Origin of the sequence: Microbacterium sp. NPDC087592 (genome assembly GCF_044743585.1) — a bacterium.
GTDB lineage: Bacteria > Actinomycetota > Actinomycetes > Actinomycetales > Microbacteriaceae > Microbacterium.
Genome location: NZ_JBIUWT010000001.1, coordinates 1,922,648 through 1,946,175, shown reverse-complemented (window position 1 = coordinate 1,946,175; position 23,528 = coordinate 1,922,648). Strand labels below are relative to the sequence as shown.

The 23,528-nt window shown below is 69.5% G+C and carries 17 protein-coding genes; 12 read left to right on the top strand and 5 right to left on the bottom strand.

The genetic code is table 11. The features are described 5' to 3' along the window. Window positions 1-28: 28 nt before the first annotated feature. Together ACIOTO_RS09195 and ACIOTO_RS09190 are read left to right on the top strand one after the other, a co-directional pair. Complete coding sequence (locus ACIOTO_RS09195) at window positions 29-889, top strand: exodeoxyribonuclease III (protein WP_400857542.1); 861 nt, start codon at window positions 29-31, stop codon at window positions 887-889. An 11-nt stretch (window positions 890-900) separates the two neighbouring features. Continuing rightward, entirely contained in the window at window positions 901-1,710 is an 810-nt protein-coding gene (locus ACIOTO_RS09190; protein ID WP_400857541.1) for a Cof-type HAD-IIB family hydrolase, read from the top strand. A gap of 2 nt (window positions 1,711-1,712) precedes the next feature. Here ACIOTO_RS09190 and ACIOTO_RS09185 read toward each other — a convergent pair whose 3' ends face one another. Together ACIOTO_RS09185 and ACIOTO_RS09180 are read right to left on the bottom strand one after the other, a co-directional pair. Beyond that, complete coding sequence (locus tag ACIOTO_RS09185) at window positions 1,713-3,725, bottom strand: carboxypeptidase regulatory-like domain-containing protein (protein WP_400857540.1); 2,013 nt, start codon at window positions 3,723-3,725, stop codon at window positions 1,713-1,715. Between the two features lie 157 nt (window positions 3,726-3,882). After that, window positions 3,883-4,530 (bottom strand): dihydrofolate reductase family protein, encoded by a 648-nt coding sequence (locus ACIOTO_RS09180; RefSeq protein ID WP_400857539.1) that lies wholly within the window; start codon window positions 4,528-4,530, stop codon window positions 3,883-3,885. 98 nt (window positions 4,531-4,628) lie between these two features. On the opposite strand from ACIOTO_RS09180, the gene ACIOTO_RS09175 reads away from it, so the two are divergent. From ACIOTO_RS09175 to ACIOTO_RS09155, 5 genes are all read left to right on the top strand, one after another. After that, on the top strand, window positions 4,629-5,894 hold the full coding sequence (locus ACIOTO_RS09175) for a sensor histidine kinase (protein WP_400857537.1): 1,266 nt from the start codon (window positions 4,629-4,631) through the stop codon (window positions 5,892-5,894). Then, a complete protein-coding gene (locus ACIOTO_RS09170; RefSeq protein WP_400857536.1) occupies window positions 5,891-6,577 on the top strand; it encodes a response regulator in 687 nt (228 codons plus the stop codon). Before ACIOTO_RS09175 ends, ACIOTO_RS09170 begins: the two co-directional genes overlap by 4 nt. Window positions 6,578-6,616: 39 nt before the next feature. Continuing rightward, window positions 6,617-7,804, top strand: coding sequence for a benzoate/H(+) symporter BenE family transporter (locus tag ACIOTO_RS09165; RefSeq protein ID WP_400857535.1), 1,188 nt, complete (start codon window positions 6,617-6,619; stop codon window positions 7,802-7,804). Window positions 7,805-7,900: 96 nt separating this feature from the next. Beyond that, window positions 7,901-8,785 carry an ABC transporter ATP-binding protein gene (locus ACIOTO_RS09160; RefSeq protein WP_400858082.1) on the top strand — a complete coding sequence of 295 codons (885 nt, stop codon included), beginning with the start codon at window positions 7,901-7,903 and terminating at the stop codon, window positions 8,783-8,785. After that, entirely contained in the window at window positions 8,782-9,870 is a 1,089-nt protein-coding gene (locus ACIOTO_RS09155) for an ABC transporter permease (protein WP_400857534.1), read from the top strand. The genes ACIOTO_RS09160 and ACIOTO_RS09155 overlap by 4 nt, the downstream gene beginning before the upstream one ends. Window positions 9,871-9,963: 93 nt before the next feature. On the opposite strand, the gene ACIOTO_RS09150 is transcribed toward ACIOTO_RS09155, so the two are convergent. Then, complete coding sequence (locus ACIOTO_RS09150; RefSeq protein WP_400857533.1) at window positions 9,964-13,434, bottom strand: proline dehydrogenase family protein; 3,471 nt, start codon at window positions 13,432-13,434, stop codon at window positions 9,964-9,966. Window positions 13,435-13,567: 133 nt separating this feature from the next. Between ACIOTO_RS09150 and ACIOTO_RS09145 the strand changes: the two genes are divergently transcribed. From ACIOTO_RS09145 to ACIOTO_RS09130, 4 genes are all read left to right on the top strand, one after another. Then, window positions 13,568-14,476: a LysR substrate-binding domain-containing protein gene (locus tag ACIOTO_RS09145; protein ID WP_400857532.1), complete on the top strand. Its 909-nt coding sequence runs from the start codon at window positions 13,568-13,570 to the stop codon at window positions 14,474-14,476. A gap of 108 nt (window positions 14,477-14,584) precedes the next feature. Beyond that, window positions 14,585-15,172, top strand: a complete 588-nt coding sequence (locus ACIOTO_RS09140; RefSeq protein ID WP_400857531.1) for a nitroreductase family protein — start codon at window positions 14,585-14,587, stop codon at window positions 15,170-15,172. A gap of 59 nt (window positions 15,173-15,231) precedes the next feature. After that, window positions 15,232-17,502, top strand: a complete 2,271-nt coding sequence (locus ACIOTO_RS09135; RefSeq protein WP_400857530.1) for an ATP-binding cassette domain-containing protein — start codon at window positions 15,232-15,234, stop codon at window positions 17,500-17,502. Between the two features lie 273 nt (window positions 17,503-17,775). Beyond that, entirely contained in the window at window positions 17,776-19,071 is a 1,296-nt protein-coding gene (locus ACIOTO_RS09130; protein ID WP_400857529.1) for a hypothetical protein, read from the top strand. A gap of 103 nt (window positions 19,072-19,174) precedes the next feature. On the opposite strand, the gene ACIOTO_RS09125 is transcribed toward ACIOTO_RS09130, so the two are convergent. Together ACIOTO_RS09125 and coaBC are read right to left on the bottom strand one after the other, a co-directional pair. Continuing rightward, a complete protein-coding gene (locus ACIOTO_RS09125) occupies window positions 19,175-21,394 on the bottom strand; it encodes an ATP-dependent Clp protease ATP-binding subunit (protein ID WP_081860045.1) in 2,220 nt (739 codons plus the stop codon). A 127-nt stretch (window positions 21,395-21,521) separates the two neighbouring features. After that, on the bottom strand, window positions 21,522-22,721 hold the full coding sequence (gene coaBC, locus ACIOTO_RS09120) for a bifunctional phosphopantothenoylcysteine decarboxylase/phosphopantothenate--cysteine ligase CoaBC (RefSeq protein WP_400857528.1): 1,200 nt from the start codon (window positions 22,719-22,721) through the stop codon (window positions 21,522-21,524). Between the two features lie 69 nt (window positions 22,722-22,790). On the opposite strand from coaBC, the gene ACIOTO_RS09115 reads away from it, so the two are divergent. Next, a complete protein-coding gene (locus tag ACIOTO_RS09115; RefSeq protein WP_400857527.1) occupies window positions 22,791-23,492 on the top strand; it encodes an NRDE family protein in 702 nt (233 codons plus the stop codon). Window positions 23,493-23,528 lie beyond the last annotated feature (36 nt).

Genomic DNA, 23,528 nt, shown 5'->3' with positions numbered 1-23,528 from the left:
TGTAGGAGGTGGGCTCTAGGCTGGATACATGCGCTTGGCCACCTGGAACGTCAACTCCATCCGCACCCGCGTCACCCGCACCGTCGAGTTCGCCGTCCGTGAAGACATCGACGTGCTGGCGATGCAGGAGATCAAGTGCAAGCCCGAGCAGTTCCCCTACGGACCGTTCGAAGAGGCCGGGTACCACGTCGAGGTGCACGGCCTGAACCAGTGGAACGGCGTCGCGATCGCGAGCCGCCTGCCGATCACCGACGTGCGCACGGCGTTCGACGGGATGCCGGGGTTCGCGAAGGGACATGAGGGACCGGATGCTCCGCTCGAGGCCCGCGCGCTCGGCGTGATGGTCGACGGGGTTCGGGTGTGGAGCCTGTACGTGCCGAACGGCCGTTCGCTCGACGACCCGCACTACCTCTACAAGCTGCACTGGCTGGAGCAGCTGAAGAAGTCGACGGCGGCCGAGCTCTCGGCGAACCCCGACCTGCCGCTCGCTCTGGTCGGCGACTTCAACATCATCCCGTTCGACCACGACAACGGGGATCCCGACATCGTGGTCGGCCGGTCCACGCACGTGTCCCCGCAGGAGCGCGATGCGTTCTTCGCGTTCCAGGACGCGGGGGTCACCGACGTGGTGCGCCCGTTGCTGCCCGAGGGATACACGTACTGGGACTACCAGCGCCTCAAGTTCCCGCGCAACGAGGGCATCCGCATCGACTTCGTCCTGGGTTCCCGCACTCTCGCCGAGGCCGTGACCGGCGCATCGATCCACCGGGACGAGCGCAAGGGCGAGCAGCCCAGCGACCATGTTCCCGTGGTGGTCGACCTCGACGGTCGTCGTCTAGGAACAGGCGGCGCCGATGACGACGACGACATGCCGATGATCTTCTCCTGACGGCCGTCCCTATGACCGTGCGGCTGATCGCCACCGATCTCGACGGCACGCTGCTGGACTCCTCGTCCGCTGTCACGCCGCGCACGCGCGAGGCGCTCGACGCGGCTCGCGCCCGCGGCATCCCTGTGGTCCCCGTCACCGCACGTCAGCCGATCGGGCTGCGGGCGATCGCGGGTGATGCGGGTTTCGACGGCTGGGCGCTGTGCAGCAACGGCGCCTATGCCGTGCGCCTGGACGATGGGCGGATGCTGTTCGCCGAAGAGCTTCCCGCCGACACGATCCGCACGCTGGTCGAGGCGCTGCGCGCCAGCGTCCCGGGCCTGCTGTTCGCGAGCGTGCGCGAGGGCGGGGAGACCTTCGTGGCGCAGGACGGCTACGCCGAGATCGCCCAACTCTCCGACCACAAGCGCGACCCTCGAACGATGGGTGGCGTGCCGCTCGAGCACGTGCTCGCGGCGCCGAGCCTGAAGCTCGTCATCCGGCATCCGGAACTCGCCCCTGCCGCTCTCTTCGACACGCTGCGCAACCTCGGGCTGACCGGGTTCGAGGCGACCCTGTCGGGCGCTCCGTTCGTCGAGGTGATGGCCGAGGGCGTCACGAAGGCCACCGGCCTCGCCCGTCTGTGCGAGCACCTCGGCATCGACCGCGCCGATGTCGTGGCATTCGGCGACGCGCTCAACGACGTCGAGATGCTGCGCTGGGCCGGGCGCGGTGTCGCCATGGCCCATGCGGAACCCCTGGTTCAGGACGCGGCCGACGAGACGACCGCGTCGAACGATGACGACGGCGTTGCTCAGGTGATCGAGCGCCTGCTCGGCTGAGTTCAGCTCTCGACGCGGCGCCGACGCACGAGCAGTCCACCCAGGACGGCGAGCATGACACCGAGCGCGATGATCGCGGTCGGCGTTTCCGCCCCGGTGGCCGCCAGTCGCGGTGCCGGAGTCACCGCAGCGCCACCGCTGGCCTCAGCCGCCGCTGTCACCACGAGCGTCGCGCTCGCGATCACGGCGCCGCCCGACAGCGCGACGAGACTGTGCGTGCCTGCTGGCGCGCTGGCCGGAATCCGCAGGGATCCCCGGAGGACACCATCCGCGTCGGCGGTGAGGGTACCGAGCGCGATCGGGGCGGAACGCAGCTCGAAAGCGATGGTCGCGCCCGGCGCGAACCCGGTGCCGGAGACAGTGATGTCCTTGCCCGCCCGGATCGATCCCGTGGACAGGGACAGCGTGGGCTTCGGTTGCGGCTCCGCGCACTCCACAGCAATGTCCAAGTCGATGCCGCCTGCGGTTTCGCCGGCACGGAGAGTGAACGTCTCGGCATCGCCGAGGGCGGACACGCCGCCGTAGTACTGGGTGCAGTAACCGGCGGCCTCGACGCGCACTGTGTACGTTCCCGCGGGCAGCGAACCCCCGGGAGCCGAACCATCCGGCCCCTCACGGAATGTGAAGGCGCCGGAGCTGTCGACAGAGGCGACCTCGTGCCACGTCCCGGCGCGCTGAAGCAGCACGGTGACCCGCGCATCAGAGAATGCAGATCCGTCCGCAGTCGAGATGGTGCCGGCGATGTTGCCACCGAGCGCGAGATCGAAATCGACTCCGGCTCGATCAGCGGATGTGGCGAGTGTGATCGGTGTGGCCTGCGAAGCCAGCGCGACACCGTCGAAGTACTGCGGTGCATAGATCGGATCGTAGACCTGAGCCCGCGCGCGAAGCGTGTAGGAACCGGCCGGGAGGGAGATCTCATACGAGCCGTCCGGCCGGGTATAGGCCATTCCTGCCGGCTTGCCGCCCTGGAAAGCCTCGACGAGGGCATCACCCGATGGAGTCCCCGCCGTCTCGACCACACCGGAGATCACGCCGTAGGAGTCCAGCACGCCATCGATCCCGGCGACGATCTGTCCCTGCGCGACGTCGACCGCGGTGGCATCCTCCACGCGAAGCGCATCCTCCCAGTACTCGGCGATACCTCGACCGCTGCTGGGGGTGAACACCACTTCATACTTTCCCGGAGGTACGGTGAGCGCATAGCTGCCGTCCGGTGCGATGTCCGCCTGCACCGTGGTGGACGTGCGGGGGTCGTGAGCCTGCACCCATCCCGGCACCGGCGAACCGTCCACCGCGAGAATCACCTTTCCGCTGATCGTGCCCGCTTCGGCGAGGAACGCATCGATCGCCGCGCTCTCCTCACCCGACGCCACCGTCACGGGCGCCGCCATGCTGACGTCGTACGCGTCGTCCCAGTACTCGTTCGAGAAGGTCGCATCGTCCGGAGTGAAGCTCACGATGTAGTCGCCGCCGCGCAGACCCGGAATCCGGTAGGCACCGTCGCTGTCAGTCGCGACCGACGCGGTGCTCGAACCGTCCGGCGTGCTGGCCCGCACCGTGACGCTCTCGAGCGGTTCGCCGTCGCTTTGCCGCATCACGCGACCGGAAATCGAGCCGCCCAGGTCAAGCGCCGCGTCGATCCCGTCGACACCCTCGCCCTCGGTGAGGGCGACCCGCTGCGCGCTCTCCCGGTCGGCGGCGTCGTTCCAGTACTCAGAGACGAAATCGGTCCCGTCGGTCTCGAACCGCACGGTGTACTCGCCCGCCGGCAGGCCTTCCATCCGATACTCGCCGTTCTCGTCGGTCACCGCGAATCCGGACTCCGTGAAGTCTTCGTTGCTGGCGTGGACCGAGATCAACGGTATCGGCGCTCCGTCGGCGGAGGTGACCACCGTGCCCGTGATGGCGCCCGTCGGTTCCGCCGCGACCGCCGCGGTCGCGCCGCCCAGGGCCAGCGCGAACGCCGCCATTCCACCGATTACCGCCTTGATCGTCGCGCGTCGTCGCGTCATCGCCCCACCCCGTGAAGGAGTCCACCCGCGCAACGATCGCGCTGTCGCGGCGGCCTCGAATTCCGTGCCGATCATGCGGCAACGTCCAGCTCGAATCTAGGGGGTAGCAGCGCGGGAGCGGAATAGTCGATTCGCGTGATCAACCCTGTGTTCGTGTTCACCCGAAGGTCCCGACCTCCGGCACGCGATCGGTCCGGCCGTAGCGGAGGAAAATCACGCCGGCCTCGTCGGTGACCGGCGGCTGCAAGAGCCGCAGTACGGACGGCAGCGCGTCGTCGTCGAAGACCTTCTTGCCGGTGCCGAGCAGGATCGGATAGACCCAGAGGTTCAGCTCGTCGAAGAGCCCCTCGGCGAGCAGCGTGTGCACGAAGTCGATGCTGCCGATCACGTGCACCTCGCGATGGGCGGCCCGCAGCGCCGCGACCTCTGCCGCGAGGTCATCCCCGACCCGGCTGCTGCCCTGCCAGTCGAACGCGAGATCGGCATCCCTCGTCGCCACGTACTTCGGGACGCGGTCGAACAGCCGGCCGATGTGCCCCTCGGGGCCATCGGTGTGGTGCGGCCAGTACGACGCGAAGATGTCGTACGTCCGGCGACCGAGCAGCAGAGCATCGAGGCCCCGCATCCCGTTGTCCACCTCGGCGCCCATACCGGGTGACGGGTATCCCGCCTGCCAGCCGCTGAAGCGGAAACCACCCGACGTGTCTTCGCCGACGCCGCCCGGTCCTTGCGCGACACCGTCGAGGGTCATGAAGAGGTCGATCAGGATGCGGCCGGATGCGTCTTCGGTCTTGTCAGCGCTCATGTCAGTCAGTCAATAACAAGCGAATCCCGCCTACCAGCCCCTCTCCGATCCGCCGCTCGGGGGATGCTCCGGCGCGGTCGCCGCTCTACGGTGGAGAGATGCCTGCCCCTGCGTTCACCCGCACGCCGACCGCGCGCGAACGACGAGCCGATGTCATCCTCGCCGCCGTCATGTTCGTCGGCGCGGTGCTGAGCGCGGGGCTCTCCTCGATCGCGGAGATCTACGGCGACGAGCAGGCACCCCTGTGGTGGGCGCTCGTCTACGCCGTCGTCGCCACCGCTCCCCTGGCGTTCCGCCGCCGCTGGCCCGGGACCGCCGCCGTGATCGTGGCCGCGGCCTATTTCACGGCCGTCACCATCCGCGTCCCCGAGATCTACGTCGGCAACATCGTGATGTTCCTCACGCTGTACACGGTCGGTGCGTGGATGAACGACCGACGTCGCGCGATGCTCGTACGCGTCGGGATCATCGTGGGTATGTTCGTGTGGCTGATCATCACGATGTACCGCGACGCGATCAGCGAGGCCGACAAGGCCGATGTCGCCGCCGGAGCCATGTCGCCGTACGTCGCCTTCATGCTCATCCAGCTGCTGCTGAATGTGCTCTACTTCGGCGGTGCCTACTACTTCGGCGAGCGCTCCTGGGCGGCAGCTGCGCAGTTGGCCGTGCTCGAGCAGCGCACCGTCGAGCTCGAGCGCGAGCGCGAGGTCACCGCAGCCCAGGCCGTCGCCCTCGACCGCGTGCGCATCGCCCGCGAGCTACACGACGTCGTCGCCCACCACGTGTCGGTGATGGGCGTGCAAGCCGGCGCCGCGCGTCTCGTGCTCGAGCGCGATCCCGCGGAAGCCGCCCGCATCCTCTCCGGAGTCGAGGACTCGGCGCGCGACGCGATCCATGAGCTGCGCCAGTTGTTGGAGACTCTGCGCACACCGGGCGGCGAGACGACGGATGCGGCATCCACCCTCGCCCTGGACGACATCGCCGAGCTCGTGGAGGCGTCGACCGAGGCCGGGCTGCCCACGGACTACACGGTGATCGGCGAACCCGTGCCCGTGCCGTCACTGGTCGCGGTGAACCTGTACCGCATCGCCCAGGAGTCGCTCACGAACGCCCGCCGTCACGCCGGCAGCGGAGCGACCGCCGACGTCCGCGTGCGGTACGACGACGACGGCGTCGAACTCGAGATCGTCAACACCGGACGCGCGATCACCCAACTCCGCCCGGGGCTCGGCCAGCTGGGCATGCGGGAGCGCGCCGCCGCGTCCGGAGGCACGCTCGAGGTGACGTCGCGGCCGCTCGGCGGGATGCGTGTGCGTGCCCGCGTACCTCTCCCGACCCCGGCAAGTTCGGGGGCAGGGCGATGAGCGACCCGATCCGGGTGCTGCTGGTCGACGACCACGCGCTGCTGCGCGCCGGCTTCCGCACCATCCTCGACACCCAGCCCGACATCACGGTGGTCGGCGAAGCCTCATCGGGAGCAGAGGCCGTGGCGCAGGCATCCGCGCTCCGCCCCGACGTGATCACGATGGACGTGCAGATGCCCGACATGGACGGCATCGAGGCGACCCGTCGCATCGTCGCCGACCCCGCGGTCGCGGCGGCCATCGCGATCGTCACGACCTTCGACCGCGACGACTACCTGTACCAGGCGCTGGATGCCGGAGCCAGCGGATTCCTGCTCAAGAACGCCGGCGCCGAAGACTTGATCGCCGCCGTCCGCGCTCTGGCTGCCGGCGACGGGATGCTCGCCCCCGAGGTGACCCGGCGAGTCCTCGCGCGGTTCGCCGCGGCCCCCGCACCGGCACGGACGGCTGTTCCGATCGACAGCGGCGCGACCCCGAAGATCACGCTCATCGAGCCGCTCACCGACCGCGAGGCGGAGGTGCTGACGCTGCTCGCCGATGCGCGGAGCAATGCCGAGATCGCACGCGCGCTGTACATCGGCGAGGCCACGGTCAAGACGCACGTCTCCCGCATCCTGCAGAAGCTCGGTGCCCGCGATCGTGTGCAAGCCGTCGTGCTCGCGCACCGCATGGGGCTCGCGTAGGCGCCCGGTACACCGACGCTCCGCGATAACCTCGGAGCCATGCCCGAAACCGCACCCCTGTCCCGCCCGATCCTGGCGGGGGTGGTGACGGCACTCGTCGGATTCACCAGCTCGTTCGCGGTCGTGCTGACGGGTCTGGATGCGGTCGGGGCGGATGCGGCCCAAGCGGCGAGCGGACTGCTCGCCGTGAGCCTGATGATGGGCCTCGCGTGCGTCGTGCTCGCGTGGCGGTATCGGATGCCGATCACGGTCGCGTGGTCCACTCCCGGTGCCGCGTTGCTGGTGGCGACCGGCACCGTCGAGGGCGGCTGGCCGGCGGCGGTCGGGGCCTTCCTCGTGGCCGCCGCACTCATCCTGCTCACGGCGCTGTGGCCGGCACTCGGAGCTCTCATCGCCCGCATCCCGCCGTCGATCGCGCAGGCGATGCTGGCCGGCGTGCTGCTCCCGCTGTGCCTGGCGCCGATCACGGGCATCGTCGCGAACCCCTGGGGCGTCATCCCGGTCGTGCTCACCTGGCTGGTGTTCGCCCGGCTCGCGCCGCGGTGGGCGGTTCCGCTCGCGTTCGTCGCGGCTGCCGTCGTGGTCGCGGTCTCCCTGATCGGCGCTTCCGTGGTGGACGGCGGGGCACCCTTCGACCCCGCCGTGCTGCTGCCGCGGCTCGAGTTCACCGCGCCGACGTTCACGGTGGGCGCGCTGGTCGGCCTCGCGCTGCCGCTGTTCATCGTGACGATGGCCTCGCAGAACGTCCCGGGCATCGCGATCATGCGCAGCTTCGGCTACGAGGTGCCGTGGCGTCCGGCCATGCTCGTCACCGGCCTCGGCACCGCGCTCGGGGCGACGGCGGGCGGTCATGCCATCAACCTCGCAGCGATCAGCGCGGCCCTCGCCGCCTCACCGGATGCCGACCCCGACCCGAAGCGACGGTGGGTCGCCGGCGTCTCGACCGGGGCGTCGTACCTGGTGCTCGCGGTGTTCTCCGCTGCCTTCGCCGCTCTCGTGGTGCTCGCGCCCGCCGCCGTGATCCCCGCGGTCGCCGGCCTCGCGCTGTTCGCCGCGTTCGGCTCATCCGTGCAGCAGGCCATCGACGATCCGGGCGAGCGCATCCCCGCGGTCGTGACCTTCCTGGTCGCGGCATCCGGCATCGCCGTCCTCGGTGTCAGCGCCGCATTCTGGGCCCTGGTGGCGGGCCTCCTCGTCCGCGCGGTCCTGCACGCGGGTCGTCGCTAGGCCGGGGTCAGCCTCGGGGTGGACGGGCGCGGGTCCGTCACAGGGGGGATGCCCCGGGATGCCTGCGCTCCGTAGCGTGATGGTATGACGACAGGAATGCTCGAACTCTCCGGCATCACCAAGAGCTACGGCTCTCGGCGCGTGCTCGACGACGTGTCCTTCACGGTGGCCCCGGGCCGCTTGACGGGCTTCGTCGGCGGCAACGGCGCCGGCAAGACCACCACCATGCGCATCGTCCTGGGGCTGCTGTCCTCCGACGGCGGCAGCGTCGCACTCGATGGCGCACCGCTCACCGCCGAGGACCGCCGGCGCTTCGGTTACATGCCCGAGGAACGTGGCCTCTACCCGAAGATGAAGGTGCTCGAGCAGATCGTCTACCTCGCTCGCCTGCACGGCTTCGGCAAGCAGGATGCGACCGAGCGGGCGACGGAGCTCCTCACCGAGCTCGGCCTCGGCGAACGGCTGAACGACACGATCGAGTCGCTGTCGCTCGGTAACCAGCAGCGTGCGCAGATCGCTGCCTCGCTCGTGCACGACCCCGAGGTGCTGATCCTCGACGAGCCGTTCTCCGGCCTCGACCCGCTCGCGGTCGATGTGGTCGCCGGCGTGCTGCAGTCCAGCGCCGCGAAGGGCGCATCGATCCTGTTCTCCTCCCACCAGCTCGACGTGGTCGAGCGCCTGTGCGACGACCTCGTCATCCTCGCCGGCGGCACGATCCGCGCCTCCGGCTCGCGCGATGCGCTGCGCGCCGAGCATGCCCGTGACCGCTACGAGCTCGTCTCCGCCGGAGACGCCGGGTGGCTGCGCACCGAGCCCGGTGTGACGGTCGTCGACTTCGAGGGCGGCTATGCCCTGTTCGACGCCGACGGCCCTGAGACGGCGCAGCGGGTGCTGCACTCCGCCGTGCAGCGCGGCGACGTCGCGAGCTTCGCGCCGAAGCATCCGTCCCTCGCCCAGATCTTCAAGGAGGTCATCCAGTGAGCACCCCTGCCCCCGTCCGCAGCACCAACGGCATCTGGCTCGTCGCCGAGCGCGAGATCGGATCGAAGCTGCGCAGCAAGGCCTTCCTGATCTCCACCGGCATCCTGCTGGTGCTCGCCCTCGCCGGCATCATCCTCGGTGGCTTCGCGAGCAAGAACACCGAGACGACGCCGATCGCCGCGACCGCGGAGACCGCCGCCGCCGTCTCCGCCATCCCGGGCTTCGAAGTCACCGAGGTGGCCGACCAGGCCGCCGCCGAGGCGCTCGTGCGTGACGACAAGGTCGACGCCGCGGTGCTGCCCGGCGACGGACCCTCGGGATACACGATCGTCGCGCTGCAGGATGCACCGAGCTCGCTGGTCTCGGCGCTGTCCCAGTCGCCCGACGTCGTGATCCTCGAGCCGGTCACGACGAACCCGCTCCTGCGCTACTTCATCGCGATCGCGTTCGGCCTCGTGTTCATGATGGCCGCCGCGACGTTCGGCGGCACCATCGCGCAGAGCGTCGTGGAAGAGAAGCAGACCCGCGTGGTCGAGGTGCTGCTGTCGGCGATCCCGGCGCGCACACTGCTGGCCGGCAAGGTCATCGGCAACACGGTGCTCGCGATGGGGCAGATCCTCGCCCTCGCGGCCGTCGCCACGATCGGGCTGATCGTCACCGGTCAACGCGAGGTGCTCACGACGCTCGGAGCGCCGATCATCTGGTTCGCCGTGTTCTTCCTGTTCGGCTTCATCCTGCTGGCGGCGATGTTCGCGGCCGCGGCGTCGATGGTCTCCCGCCAGGAAGACATCGGGTCGACGACCACGCCGATCACGATGCTGATCATGGCGCCGTACATCCTGGTCATCGTGTTCAACGACAACCCGCTGGTGCTGACGATCATGTCGTACGTGCCGTTCTCGGCCCCGGTCGGCATGCCGATGCGCCTGTTCGTCGGCGAAGCGCAGTGGTGGGAGCCGCTGCTGAGCCTGGTGATCCTGCTCGCGAGCTGCGTGGCCGCGATCGCCATCGGCGCGAAGATCTACGAGAACTCGCTGCTGCGCATGGGTTCGCGGGTCAAGCTCAGGGACGCACTGCGCGCCTGAGACTGCGCAACAGAGAAGCCCCCTGCCCCGCAACGCGCGGGGCAGGGGGCTCCTCTGTTGTGCTGCTCTGTTGTGCTGCGGCTCAGACCCGGGTCAGATCACGCCGTCGGCGAGGGTGGTCGGGTTGCCGAAGCGGTGGTTCGTGATCGACACGGCCTGCTCGTGCAGGAACGGCAGCATCTCGACGCGGCCGGCACCGGTCACGGCGTGCGACCAGACCGCCACATCGGGGCTGCCGTCGAGCGCCTCGTGCAGTGCTGCGGCGTCGCCGCCGACCAGACGCACGCGGTGCCACGAGTTCGCCGCCTTCGCGTAGCGCTTGGTCCATGCCGCATCCGACTCGTGCTTGACGGTCACGCCGTGCGCACGAAGCGCCTTCTCGATGCGCGAGGGCAGGGCCGGAGCCGACACCGTGAACGGGCTGCCGCTGCGCAGGGCGGCGGCGAGCACGCGGATGCCGTCGACCAGCGGGGCGTTCTCGGCGATGCGCACGTCGACCGCGACCGGACGGTAGCGGAAGAGGTTGCGCTCGACCCCGAGACCGGACTTGTCGCTCACCGCACCGAACTCGTCGACCCAGGCGCGCTCGTCGGATGCCGCGGCCCGCTGCAGCCAGTCCGCCTCGACGGCGTCGAGCTCGGCACCCGCCGCGTCGAGCAGCGCGCCGACCGCGGGGACGACGGCAGCGCCGGGCGCAACCGCCGGAAGCTCAGCCGGGGCCCACTCGCCCAGGCCGTAGAGGTAGTTCGGGCCTCCGGCCTTGGCTCCGGCGCCGACGGCCGAGCGCTTCCAGCCGCCGAACGGCTGCCGCTGCACGATCGCCCCGGTGATGCCGCGGTTCACGTACAGGTTGCCGGCCTCGACCCGGTCGAGCCAGGTGGCGACCTCGTCGGAGTCGAGCGAGTGGATGCCGGCGGTGAGGCCGTAGTCGACCGCGTTCTGCAGGCGCAGGGCCTCGTCCAGGTCCTTGGCGTGCATGATGCCGAGCACCGGGCCGAAGAACTCGGTCAGGTGGAAGTAGGAGCCCTCACGCACGCCGGTCTTGACGCCAGGAGTCCACTGCTTTCCCTCGTCGTCGAGCTTGCGCGGCTTCACGAGCCAGCGCTCGCCCTTCTCCAGCTTCGTGAGCGCGGTGAGGAGCTTGCCGTTCGCGGGCTCGATGATCGGGCCCATCTGCGTAGCCGGGTCGTCGGGCAGTCCGACGCGCATCGAGGTCACGGCATCCACCAGCTGACGCTCGAACCGCTTGGAGTCGGCGACCGATCCGACGAGGATCGCCAGTGATGCGGCGGAGCACTTCTGCCCGGCGTGACCGAACGCGCTGCGGGCCACATCGGCGGCGGCGAGGTCGAGGTCCGCGGAGGGGGTCACGATGATCGCGTTCTTGCCACTGGTCTCGGCGAGCAGCGGCAGGTCGGAGCGGAACGAGCGGAACAGCTGTGCCGTCTCGTACGCACCGGTGAGGATCACACGGTCCACCGCGGGACCGGCGACCAGGCGCGTGCCCAGGTCGCGGGAGGCGAGGTCGACGAGCGCGAGCAGGTCGCGCGGCACGCCGGCGGCCCACAGTGCCTCCACCATCACGGCACCGCAGCGCTGCGTGAGCTTGGCCGGCTTGATGATCACGGCAGATCCCGAGGCCAGGCCGGCGAGCACACCACCCGCGGGGATCGCGACCGGGAAGTTCCACGGCGGCGTGACCACGGTGACTTTCGAGGGCACGAACTCGGCACCCGAGATCGTCTCGAGATCCTTGGCGCACTCGGCGTAGTAGTGCGCGAAGTCGATGGCCTCGCTGATCTCGGGGTCGGACTCGGCGATGGTCTTGCCCGCCTCATGGGCCATGATCTCGATGAGCTGTCCCCGGCGCGCGGCGAGCTCGTCTCCGGCACGGTGCAGCACGGCGGCGCGGTCGGCGGCGGGCAGGGCGGCCCACTTCTCAGCGGCCGCGGTCGCGGCGTCGAAGATGCCGTCGAGCTCGGCATCCGTCTCGACCTTGGCGATCGCGATGGTGTCGAGGCCCAGCCTCGACCCGACCGAGCGACCCAGGATCTCACGACCCCACGCACGGTTCGCGGCGATCGCGGGGTCGGTGTCGGCCTGGTTCTCGAAGCCCACGGTCGTGCCGGCGGGAGCTTCCGCGGTACGGTCCTGCACGCGGTGGGATGCCGGGACGAACTCCGGCTCGTCGGTCGCGAGCGCGGCCAGCGAGCGCTCGAAGCGCTCCCGTTCCCGGGTGAGGAGCGTCGGGTTGGAGGCCAGCTCGAACACCGCCGACATGAAGTTCTCGGGGCTGGCGTTCTCTTCGAGGCGGCGCACCAAGTAGGCGATCGCGACGTCGAACTCGGCCGGGTTGACGACCGGCGTGTAGAGCAGCAGGCGGCCGACGTCTTTGCGGACGGCCTCGGCCTGGCCGGTCGCCATGCCCAGCAGCATCTCGTATTCGACCAGCGGGTCGGCGCTGTCAGGGTCAGCGACCCCGCGAGCCTGCGCGAGCAGCCAGGTGTAGGCGATGTCGAACAGGTTGTGGCCCGCGACGCCGATGCGCACGGCATCCAGTCGCTCGGGGGTCATCGCCCAATCGAGCACCCGCTTGTAGTTGGTGTCGGAGTCCTGCTTGATGCCGTAGGTCGCGAGCGGCCAGCCGTGGATCGCCGCATCCACTTCTTCCATCGCGAGATTCGCGCCCTTGACGACACGCACCTTGATCGGCGCTCCCCCCTTCGCGCGACGGGCCGTGGCCCACTCCTGCAGGTGCTGCATGGCGCCGAGGGCGTCGGGCAGGTAGGCCTGCAGCACGATGCCGGCCTCGAGGTTCTCGAGGCCCGGCTGGTCGAGGATGCTCGTGAAGGCCGCGATCGTGAGGTCGAGGTCGCGGTACTCCTCCATGTCGAGGTTGATGAACTTGGCCTTGCCTTTGGCTTCGGCCTTCGCGGCGAGTTCGTAGAGCGGGGTCAGCTTCTCGACGACATCCGCCACGGCCTCGTCGAACGACCACATCGACAGCTGGCTCACGACGCTGGAGACCTTGATCGACACGTAGTCGACGTCGTCGCGGGCGAGGAAGTCGCGGGTCCCCTGCAGGCGGTGCCCGGCTTCGCGCTCGCCGAGCACGGCCTCCCCGAGCAGGTTGAGGTTCAGGCGATTTCCGCTCTTGCGCAGCTTCGCGATCGCGGGCCCGAGCTTGGCCGGGGTGGCATCGAGCACGAGGTGCCCGACCATGGCCCGCAGCACGCGGCGCGAGATCGGCACGACGACACCGGGGAGCTTCGGCGCCCAGAAGCCGCCGGTCTTGATCGCGGCCCGCAGGTAGCCGGGCAGGAGGGTCGGGGTGATCTCCGAGATCTCGGCGAGCTTGCGACCCGCCACGCGCAGGTCTTCCGGACGCATCACGCCGTCGACGAAGCCGACCGTGAACGCGAGCCCGTTCGGGTCCTTGAGCACCTCGGACAGGCGCTGCGCGGCCGGCTCGACGGGGTGGGTCTCGCTCTCGACGAGCCAGCGCTGCACGAGGGCGGCGACGTCTTCGGTACGGGGAATGGTGGTGTCGGCGGCGACAGGCATCGGTGGACCTTCCAAGAGAGCGCACACCGGGGTTTCGCGTGCGACTGGATCATTGTCCAGCCGGTCGGTAGGCTCCGTCTATCAACCGATTTGTGTGGATTCTGTTCACTCAAGCCGAACGAAGGAAACGGCCATGCTGGACGTGAACCGACTGCGGATGCTCGTGGAGCTGTCGCGCCGCGGCACGCTCTCCGCCGTGGCCGACGCGCTCTCGTACAGCAAGGCCTCGGTGTCGCAGCAGCTGAGCGCACTGGAGCGCGACGTGGGCGTGCCGCTGCTGCGTCGAGTCGGCCGCGGGGTGCAGTTCACGCCGCAGGGAAACGTGCTGGTCACGCAGGCCATCGGCATCCTCGATCAGCTCGAGCACGCCGAGGTCGCGGTCGCCGAGTCGCTCACCGAGGTGACGGGCACCGCGCGCATCGCCGTGTTCCAGTCGACCGCGCACTCCCTGCTGCCGCGCGCCCTCGAAGCCCTCAAGGAGAGGCATCCGGCGCTGCGCGTCGAGGTCACCGAGTGCGACCCGGAGACCGGGCTGGTCGGAGTGTCCAGCCGCGACTTCGACCTGATCCTCGCCGAGCAGTATCCGGGGCGCACGCGCCCGATCCACGCCGACCTCGACCGGGTGGTGCTCGCCCACGACGCGATCGCCCTCGCCCGTCGACCCGGAGCACCTCGGCACGCGGATGCCCTCGCGGAGCTCTGGTCGACCCGCGACGAGCCGTGGGTGCTCGAGCCTGCCGGCACGGCATCCCGCGCCTGGGCCGAGGAGCTCTGCCGCACCGCGGGGTTCGAGCCCGACGTGCGCTTCGAGATCGCCGACCTCACGGCGCATGTGCGCCTGATCCACGCCGGGCTCGCGGTCGGGCTGCTTCCCGAGCTGGTGTGGGCCGGCGACACCCCGACCGTCGACCTGGCGCCGCTTCCCCACGAGCCGCGCCGCGAGATCTTCTCCTCGGCACGGAAGGTCTCCGCCGCCGCCCCGTCCATCCGGGCGGTGCGCAGCGCACTTGCGGACGCCGCGTCGCACAACCTGCCCGTCTAGCGGCACGCAGAACACCACAGCATTCGGGAATATGCATGCACATGCATCTGTTCTGTCCCGTGTACCCGGACGAAGGAGTCCGATCCACTCCTTCTGAAAGGCACTTCCGTGAGCACTCCCGTGATCGACCGCACCGCCCCGACCGAGCACCCCGTCCTCGACGTCCTCGCCGGCCGCTGGAGCCCCCGCGCCTTCGACGCGCAGAACTCGATCGACGAGGCCAAGCTCGCCACCGCCCTCGAGGCCGCTCGCTGGAGCCCGTCCGCCAACAACACGCAGCCGTGGCGCTTCATCGTCGCCCGCCGCGGCACCGCCCTGCACGCCCAGGTCACCGGCGCACTGATGGGCTTCAACCAGGCATGGGCGGGCAACGCCGCCGTGCTCGTGGTCGCGATCGCCGAGACGGCCACCGCCGACGGCACCCCCATCACCCACGCCCTCTACGACCTCGGTCAGGCCGTCGCGCACTTCTCGGTGCAGGCCCACCACGATGGACTCGTCGTGCACCAGATGAGCGGCTTCGACCCCGAGGTCGTCCGCGAGTTCGCCGACCTCGAGGCCCGCTTCGTGCCGACCACGGTCTTCGCCGTCGGCGAGTTCGGCGACATCGAGGCGCTTCCCGAGGTGCTGCAGGAGCGCGAGGTCGCTCCGCGCGTGCGTCGCCCGATCAACGAGACGGTCGTCCTCAGCGCCTGACCTACGCTCTCTCTGAACGGGGCCTCCGGATTGTCCGGGGGCCCCGTTAGCGTTTCGGGATGGACTCCCTCCGCATCACCGGGGCGCGGACGAACAACCTCCGCGACGTCTCGCTCGACGTCCCCAAGAAACTGCTGACCGTCTTCACCGGCGTCTCCGGATCGGGCAAGTCGTCGCTGGTGCTCGACACGATCGCCGCCGAGGCGCAGCGGCTCGTCAACGACTCGTACTCGACCTTCATCCGTTCGCGGCTGCCGCAGATGCCGGCGCCAGACGTGCAGTCCATGGACGGGCTGACCTTCACGGTGCTGATCAACCAGCGCCGGTTCACGGGCAATGCGCGCTCGACCGTGGCGACCGCGACCGACCTGGCCTCGCTCGTGCGCCTGGTGTTCTCCCGCGTCGCCGAGCCGTCGGCCGGGTACTCCCCCGCCTATTCGTTCAACGATCCGTCCGGCATGTGCCCGACCTGCGAGGGGCTCGGCACGGTGTACGACATCGACATCGACGCCCTGATCGATCCCGAGAAGAACATCGATGAGGGGCCGGTGCGGTTCAGCCTGTTCCGGCCCGGCGTGTACCGGTGGAAGCGGTTCGCCTACTGTGGGCTGTTCGACCGCCAGAAGCCGCTGAAGGACTACACGGCCGAGGAGATGGATCAGTTCCTCTACGCCGACAAGCTCAAGCTCGACGACCCGGATCCGCGTTTCCCGCAGAGCGCCCGGTTCGACGGGGTGATCACCCGCATGCGCGACGTGTTCCTGAAGCAGCGCCCGGTGAAGATGTCGGCGCCGGTGCGTGAAGAGCTCGACCGGCTCGTGACCCACCACACCTGCCCGGACTGCCACGGTGCGCGGGTGAACGAAGCGGCGCGGGCGAGCCTCATCGACGGGCGATCGATCGTGGACTGGATGCGGATGCCGGTGGCCGAACTGCATGCGCTACTCGACGCCTTCGACGACCCTCGGGTGGCGCCGGCGGTCGAGGGCGTCCGTCATGTGCTCGATGCCCTGCTCTCCGTCGGGCTGGGCTACCTCACGCTCGACCGCGAATCCTCGACCCTGTCCGGCGGTGAGGCGCAGCGCGTCAAGATCGTGCGCCACCTCGGCAGCGCCCTGACCGACGTGACCTACGTGTTCGACGAGCCGAGCACCGGGCTGCACCCCGCCGACATCCAGCGCCTCGTCGCCCTGCTGCAGCGGCTGCGCGATGCGGGCAACACGATCCTCGTCGTCGAGCACCACCCGCAGGTGATCGCGGTCGCCGACCATGTGGTCGACCTCGGGCCGGGCGCGGGCTCCGCCGGCGGCAGCGTGCAGTTCGAGGGCACGCCCGCAGCGCTGCGCGGCAGCGACACCCTGACGGGGCGCGTGCTCGCCGAGCCCTTGACGATCCGTCAGGCGACGCGGCAACCCTCGGGTCGCATCACCGTGAAGGATGCACGCTCGCACAACCTGCGGGGGTTCGACGTCGACGTCCCGCTCGGCGTGCTCACCGCGATCACGGGCGTCGCGGGTTCGGGCAAGAGCTCCTTCGCCACCGTGGAGCTGCCGCGCCAGCATCCCGAGTTCACGGTCGTCGGGCAAGACGCGCTGCGTGGCGGAGCGCGGTCGACGACGCTGAGCATCCTGCGCATCGCCGACACGGTGCGCGAGGTGTTCGCCGCCGCGTCGGGGCTCGACCCGTCGTGGTTCAGCTTCAACTCGCGCGGAGCCTGCCCCACCTGCCGTGGGCGCGGACACATCACGACCGAGCTCGCGTTCCTCGACGACGTCTCGCTGCCCTGCGACGCGTGCGGCGGCCTGCGTTTCAACCCGACCGCTCTCGGGGTGCAGGTCGACGGCGCCTCGATCGCCGATGTGCTGGCATCCACGCCCGCCGAGGTCAGCAGGCTGTTCTCCGCGCATCCCGATGTGGTCTCGGCCCTGGACTGGGTACAGCGCACCGGGCTGCGCTACATCCCGGTCGGGCGTTCGCTCGACACCCTCTCCGGAGGTGAGAAGCAGCGACTGCTCCTCGCCCGGCATCTCAGTGATCCGCGGCGCGACTCCGCCGACCGGATCATCCTCGATGAGCCCACTTCGGGACTGCACCCCACCGACGTCGACACGATCAACACCCTCTTCGACGACCTGCTCGACGACGGTGCGACCCTGGTGGTCGTCGAACACAACATGCGGGTGGTCGCGCGCGCCGATCATGTCGTCGACATCGGCCCCGGCGCCGGATCGGACGGCGGCCGGCTGGTCTTCGCCGGCACCCCGACGGAGATCGTGCGCGACTCCGCTTCACTCACCGGGCGGGCCCTCGCGGCCGCCTCCCGCGCCTGATCGCACAGCAGCGCGCGACCACCCTCCCGAAATGAAGGAGAACTCACGCCGGGAAGGATGCTCCGCAGCATCCGCTCCTTCGTAGCGTGAGTTCTCCTTCAGAACGTGAGGCCGGACTCGCAACTCATCCGCCGGTGCTGACAAGCAGTACCGCCGCCGATACACCGGCACTCTCGTGCGACAGAGCTCGCGACGGTGTCTGTCTGGTTTCTATCGTCGTATAAGCGCGGATCTACAGCGTTCGCCGGTGACGCATTCCGCACGGAGGACGAGATGACCGCATTCCCCGAGTGGACGCAGGACCTGGCCCGCGTGCTGAAGCACGCGACGCCCATGATGCTGGCGCAGGTCATCCCTCTCGGCACCTCGTTCGTCCTGCTGGCGGTAGCGCTTGCGATGGGAAGATCCGACTTCGCCGCCATCATCGGCACGACGGCGACCATCAGCGGACTGGGTACGCTCATCAACGTCGGTGTCGGGATCGGGACTCTGCGTGATCTGGGGCAGGCCCGTGCAGATCCCGCCCGGATCGCGGACGCCATCGCCAGCAACCTCCGTCTCGCGTCGTCGGTGTCTTTCATCGTCGTCGCGATCAGCGCCGCAACAGGCCTCGCACTCACCTATGCCTCGCCATCCGGCTCTGTCCTCGTGGTCGCACTGTGGGTGGCGCTGGTCGTGCAGCTTCCGGCGAACATCCTGTCGTCGCACACCAGCGTTCTCGCTGCCGCTTTCCAGCACCTCGGCCGCGAGAAGGACAACCTGACGATCACGCTCACCCGATCGCTGATCGGTCTGGCGCTCGGCCTGGCCGTCGTCCTGCTCATCCCGAGTCCGATCCTCGCCATCGCGCTGCAGTCGGCGCTCGCCTCGCTCATGGTCATCGCCATGCTCTGGGAACGGCGGCGGCGACTACTCCGAGCCGGAATCCGGGTTCGCATCCTCCGCGCCCCCGAGTTCTCGCTTCGCCGCATCGGGGATCGAGTTCTCAACTCTCTCGACGGCGCGGTCTTCATGGTGCTCTTCATGGTCGCGCAACTGGTCGCGGCCAGCATCTCCGCCGAAGTCGCCGCACAGGTCGCCGCCGGCGTCGCGCTGTGCCGCACCATCATCATCCCGCTGAAGATGATCGGCCAGACCGCCGGAAGGATGAGCCTGCAGGATCGCGCTCGGGAGCCGAGGTACCGGGTGGCGTCGTACGGTGTCGTCGGCATCTTCGTCGTCCCCCTCGCACTGTCGCTCATCCTGCTCTCCGCGTTCGGCGCGAGCCCGGTGGGCGACCCGGTGCTGGGGCTCCTCATCGCTCTGCAGCTGCTGCTCGAGCCGTTCTCCGGATCCCTGTTCGCCTACATGAAGGTCACCTTCGGCGCCACAGCCGGACTGCTCGGGCTGATCCTCACCTATCTGGTTCTCGCACCCGCCGCGCTGATCATCTGCCGGTTCACGGCCCCGAGCGCGGTGGGCCTGTGGGCCGCGCTGCTTCTCGTCAGGCTCCTCTTCAGCGTCGCGAACCTCGCTGCGCTCCGGACGCTCCTTCGCTCACAGCAGCGCGCGACCACCCTCCCGAAATGAAGGAGAACTCACGCCGGGAAGGATGCTCCGCAGCATCCGCTCCTTCGTAGCGTGAGTTCTCCTTCAGGACGTGCGACGGGTGCGCGGGTGAAGAGGGAACAACTCAGTCGTCGAGCAGCTCCGCCTCGATCACGTCGTCATCATCGTCATCCTCCGGCGCGGGCTCGGGCGTCGTCGACGTGAGCACGAGGCCCGCACCGTCGGCACCGACATCCACCCGCACGGTGTCGCCGTCGCGCACACCGCCGGAGAGCAGCGCGGTCGCGAGCTTGTTCTGCACCTCGCTCTGGATGAGGCGGCGCAGCGGCCGCGCACCGAACATCGGGTCGTACCCGCGCTCGGCGAGCCACGACCGGGCATCCGGCGTCACGGCGAGCGTGAGACGGCGGTCCTTCAGGCGGTCGTGCAGCTGGTCGACCGAGAGTTCGACGATCTGCGCGAGGTCGTCTTCGCTCAGGGCCGAGAACATCACGATGTCGTCGAGACGGTTCAGGAACTCCGGACGGAACGCCTGGCGCACGAGCGCCATCACCTGCTCGCGCTTGGCCTCCGGCGACAGCACCGGATCGATCAGGATCGGCGAGCCGAGGTTCGACGTGAGGATCAGGATGACGTTCGAGAAGTCGACCGTGCGACCCTGGCCATCGGTGAGGCGACCGTCGTCGAGCACCTGCAGCAGCACGTCGAACACCTCGGGGTGCGCCTTCTCGACCTCGTCGAGCAGGATCACGCTGTACGGACGACGCCGCACGGCCTCGGTCAGCTGACCACCCTGTTCGTAGCCGATGTATCCCGGAGGGGCACCGACGAGCCGCGACACCGAGTGCTTCTCGCCGTACTCCGACATGTCGATGCGCACCATGGAGTGCTCGTCGTCGAACAGGAACTCCGCCAGCGCCTTGGCCAGCTCGGTCTTGCCGACACCGGTCGGTCCGAGGAACAGGAACGACCCGGTCGGACGCCCGGGGTCGCTGATGCCGGCACGAGAGCGCCGAACAGCATCCGACACCGCCTTGACGGCATCCTTCTGTCCGATCAGGCGCTTGCCGAGCTCGCTCTCGAGGTGCAGCAGCTTCTCGCTCTCACCCTGCAGCAGACGACCGACAGGGATGCCGGTCCACGCGGCGATGACCGCGGCGATGTCCTCCTCGGTGACCTGCTCGTTGACCATGCGCGGTTCGGCAGGGGTCGCGGCCTCGGCCTGCTCGGCTTCGGCGATGTCGCGCTCCAGGCGCTTGATGGTCTCGTACTCCAGCTTCGAGGCCTTGGTGTAGTCGGCGTTGCGCATGGCGAGGTCGCGCTGCGTGATCGCGTCGTCGAGCTGCTTCTTGAGCTCGCCGACCCGGTTCAGACCCTGACGCTCACGCGCCCACCGGGCCTCGAGCTCCGCGAGCTCCTTCTCCATGCCGACGAGCTGCTCGCGCAGAGCGCCGAGGCGCTCCTTCGATGCGGCATCCTTCTCACGCTTGAGGGCCAGCTCCTCCAGCTTCAGCCGGTCGACCTGGCGCTTGAGCTGGTCGATCTCGACCGGCGAGGAGTCGATCTCCATCTTGAGCCGAGACATCGACTCGTCGATCAGGTCGATCGCCTTGTCGGGGAGCTGACGCGCAGGAAGGTACCGGTTCGAGAGCGCGGCAGCGGCGACGAGGGCGCTGTCGGAGATCGTGACTCCGTGGTGCGCCTCGTAGCGCCCCTTGAGCCCGCGGAGGATCGCGATGGTGTCCTCGACAGTGGGCTCGCCGACGTACACCTGCTGGAAGCGACGCTCGAGCGCGGCATCCTTCTCGATGAACTCGCGGTACTCGTTGAGCGTCGTCGCACCGATCAGCCGCAGCTCGCCGCGGGCCAGCATGGGCTTGAGCATGTTGGAGGCCGCGACCGATCCCTCGCCGCCGCCCGCGCCCATCAGCACGTGCAGCTCGTCGATGAACGTGATGACCTGCCCATCGGACTCGGTGATCTCCTTGAGGACCTGCTTCAGCCGCTCCTCGAACTGCCCGCGGTACATGGCGCCGGCCACGAGGGCGGAGATGTCGAGCGTGACCAGCTCCTTGTCCTTGAGCGACTCGGCCACGTCGCCCGCGACGATGCGCTGGGCGAGGCCCTCGACGACGGCGGTCTTGCCGACGCCGGGCTCGCCGATCAGCACCGGGTTGTTCTTGGTGCGGCGGGTGAGGACCTGGCTCACGCGACGGATCTCGCTGTCGCGTCCGATCACGGGGTCGAGCTTGCCCTCGCGGGCGCGGTCGGTCAGGTTGATGCCGAACTGCTCGAGGGCGGACTGCTGGTCTTGGTTCTGGTTGCCGGTCTGCGGGGTGGTCATGCGCTCCTCCTGGAGATGCTCCTTCTGGTCGTCTCCCGCCTTCCGGATCGGGAGACGGGGTAAAAGTTGAGTCTTGTTGACTCAAGTTTAGCACTCGCTGAGATTCTGTTCCAGCCCCAGCCTCCCGTCAGCGCTCCTGCGCGACGGCGTCCCAGATCGCGGCCGCGACCGCACGTTTCGCCCCGGAGGCCGTGCCCGCTTCCGTCCCGCCCGGCCCGAAGATGTGCACGGTGTTCTCGGCGCTCTCGAACCCGCGCTCCCAGCCGACCTCGTTCACCACGAGCAGGTCGACACCCTTGCGCTGCTGCTTGCGGTGAGCGCGGGCGAGGAGTTCCGCCTCATCTTCCGGGGTCTCCGCGGCGAAGGCGATGACGAGCTGCCCGGGCTTCCGCGCCGCCGCGAGTGCGGCGACGATGTCCTCGTTCTCGACCAGCTCGATGGTCGGCACTCCGCCCGCCTCCTTGGTGAGCTTACGGTCCGAGACCTCCACCGGCCGATAGTCGGCCACGGCCGCCGCCATCACGACCACATCGGCCGCTGCGGCCTCGCGCTTCATCACTTCGGCGAGCTCGGCGGCCGCACCGACGGAGACGACGCGGATGGACGGATGCCGCGCCTCGGCGAGCACGTCACCCGCGATGTTCGCCGCGACCAGGGTCACCTCGGCGCCACGTGCGGCGGCCTCGGCGGCGAGCGCCGCCCCCTGCCTGCCGCTGGACCGGTTGCCGAGGAAGCGTACGGGGTCGATGGGCTCGCGCGTGCCTCCGGCCGACACGACGACCCGCACCCCGGCGAGGTCGCCGGGGTCCAGCAGTACCTGGGCCGCCGCGAAGATCTCCTCGGGCTCCGACATCCGCCCTGGTCCGCTGTCGCCGCCCGCGAGCTCGCCGTCGGCCGGGCCGACGATGTGCACGCCGCGCTCCCGCAGCGTCGCGATGTTCGCCTGCGTGGCCCTGTTCCGCCACATCTCGGCGTGCATGGCCGGCGCGATCAGCACCGGAGCCTCGGTGGCGAGCAGTGTCGTACCGAGGAGGTCGTCGGCGAGACCGGCGGTGATCTTGGCGATCGAGTTCGCGGTCGCCGGCGCCACGATCACGAGCTCGGCGGCCTGGCCGAGTGCGACGTGCCGCACCTTGGCCACGTCGTCGTGCACGCTCGTGGTGACCGGGTGGCGGCTGATCGCCTCCCACGTCGGCAGCCCGACGAAGCGCAGCGCATCCTCGGTGGGCACCACGGTCACGTCGTGCCCACCCTTCGTGAGCAGGCGCACGAGGTGCACCGTCTTGTACGCGGCGATGCCGCCCGTGACTCCGACGACGATGTTCACGTCTCGATTCTGCCCCAGCATGCGCCGCCGTGGGGCCGACGTCGTCGCCCTCGACCTAGACTTGAACCCGTGTGCACGGTCGTGATCGATGTCGAGAATGCCGGTGTCGCGAGGCTCTTGGCGGTGCGTGACGAAGACCCGCAGCGGGAATGGGACGCCCTCGGCCCCTGGTGGCCGGAGCAGTATCCGGGCGTGATCGGGATCCGCGACCGGCGGGCCGGTGGGGCCTGGCTCGCCGCCAACCCCGCGGAACGGCGGCTGGCCGTGCTGCTGAACCGCGCCGACGTGCGCGACCTCCCCGATGCGCACGCCGTCTCCCGCGGATCCCTCGCGCTGGAATCGGTCATGGGCCGCTCCCCCGTCGCCCCGCTCCCCATGCACGGCTTCAACCTGCTGGAGGTCGGTCCCGAAGGTGCGCGCGTGCTGTCATGGGACGGCGTCGAGCTGCGCGAGACGCCCATCGATCCGGGCACGCACATGATCGCGCACGACGACCTCGACGACGAGACGACTCCGCGGATCGAGGCCTGGCTGCCGGAGTTCCGTGCTCTGGGTCCGACGGCCGACAGCCCGGACTGGACGGCCGAATGGACCGCGCTGCTGGCGTCCTCGACCGAACTGCCCCCCGAAGACGACCGCGCGATCATCCGCGACAACCGCCCGCACGGGTACCCCACGCAGTCGCTCCTCTATGCGACGGCATCCGTCACCCCCACAGGCCTCGAGGTTCGCGATCACGCGCTCCCCACACCGGCGCACTGGAGCGTCTGAGCGCACGCTCCGCGCATCACCGGGTGCATGCGACGG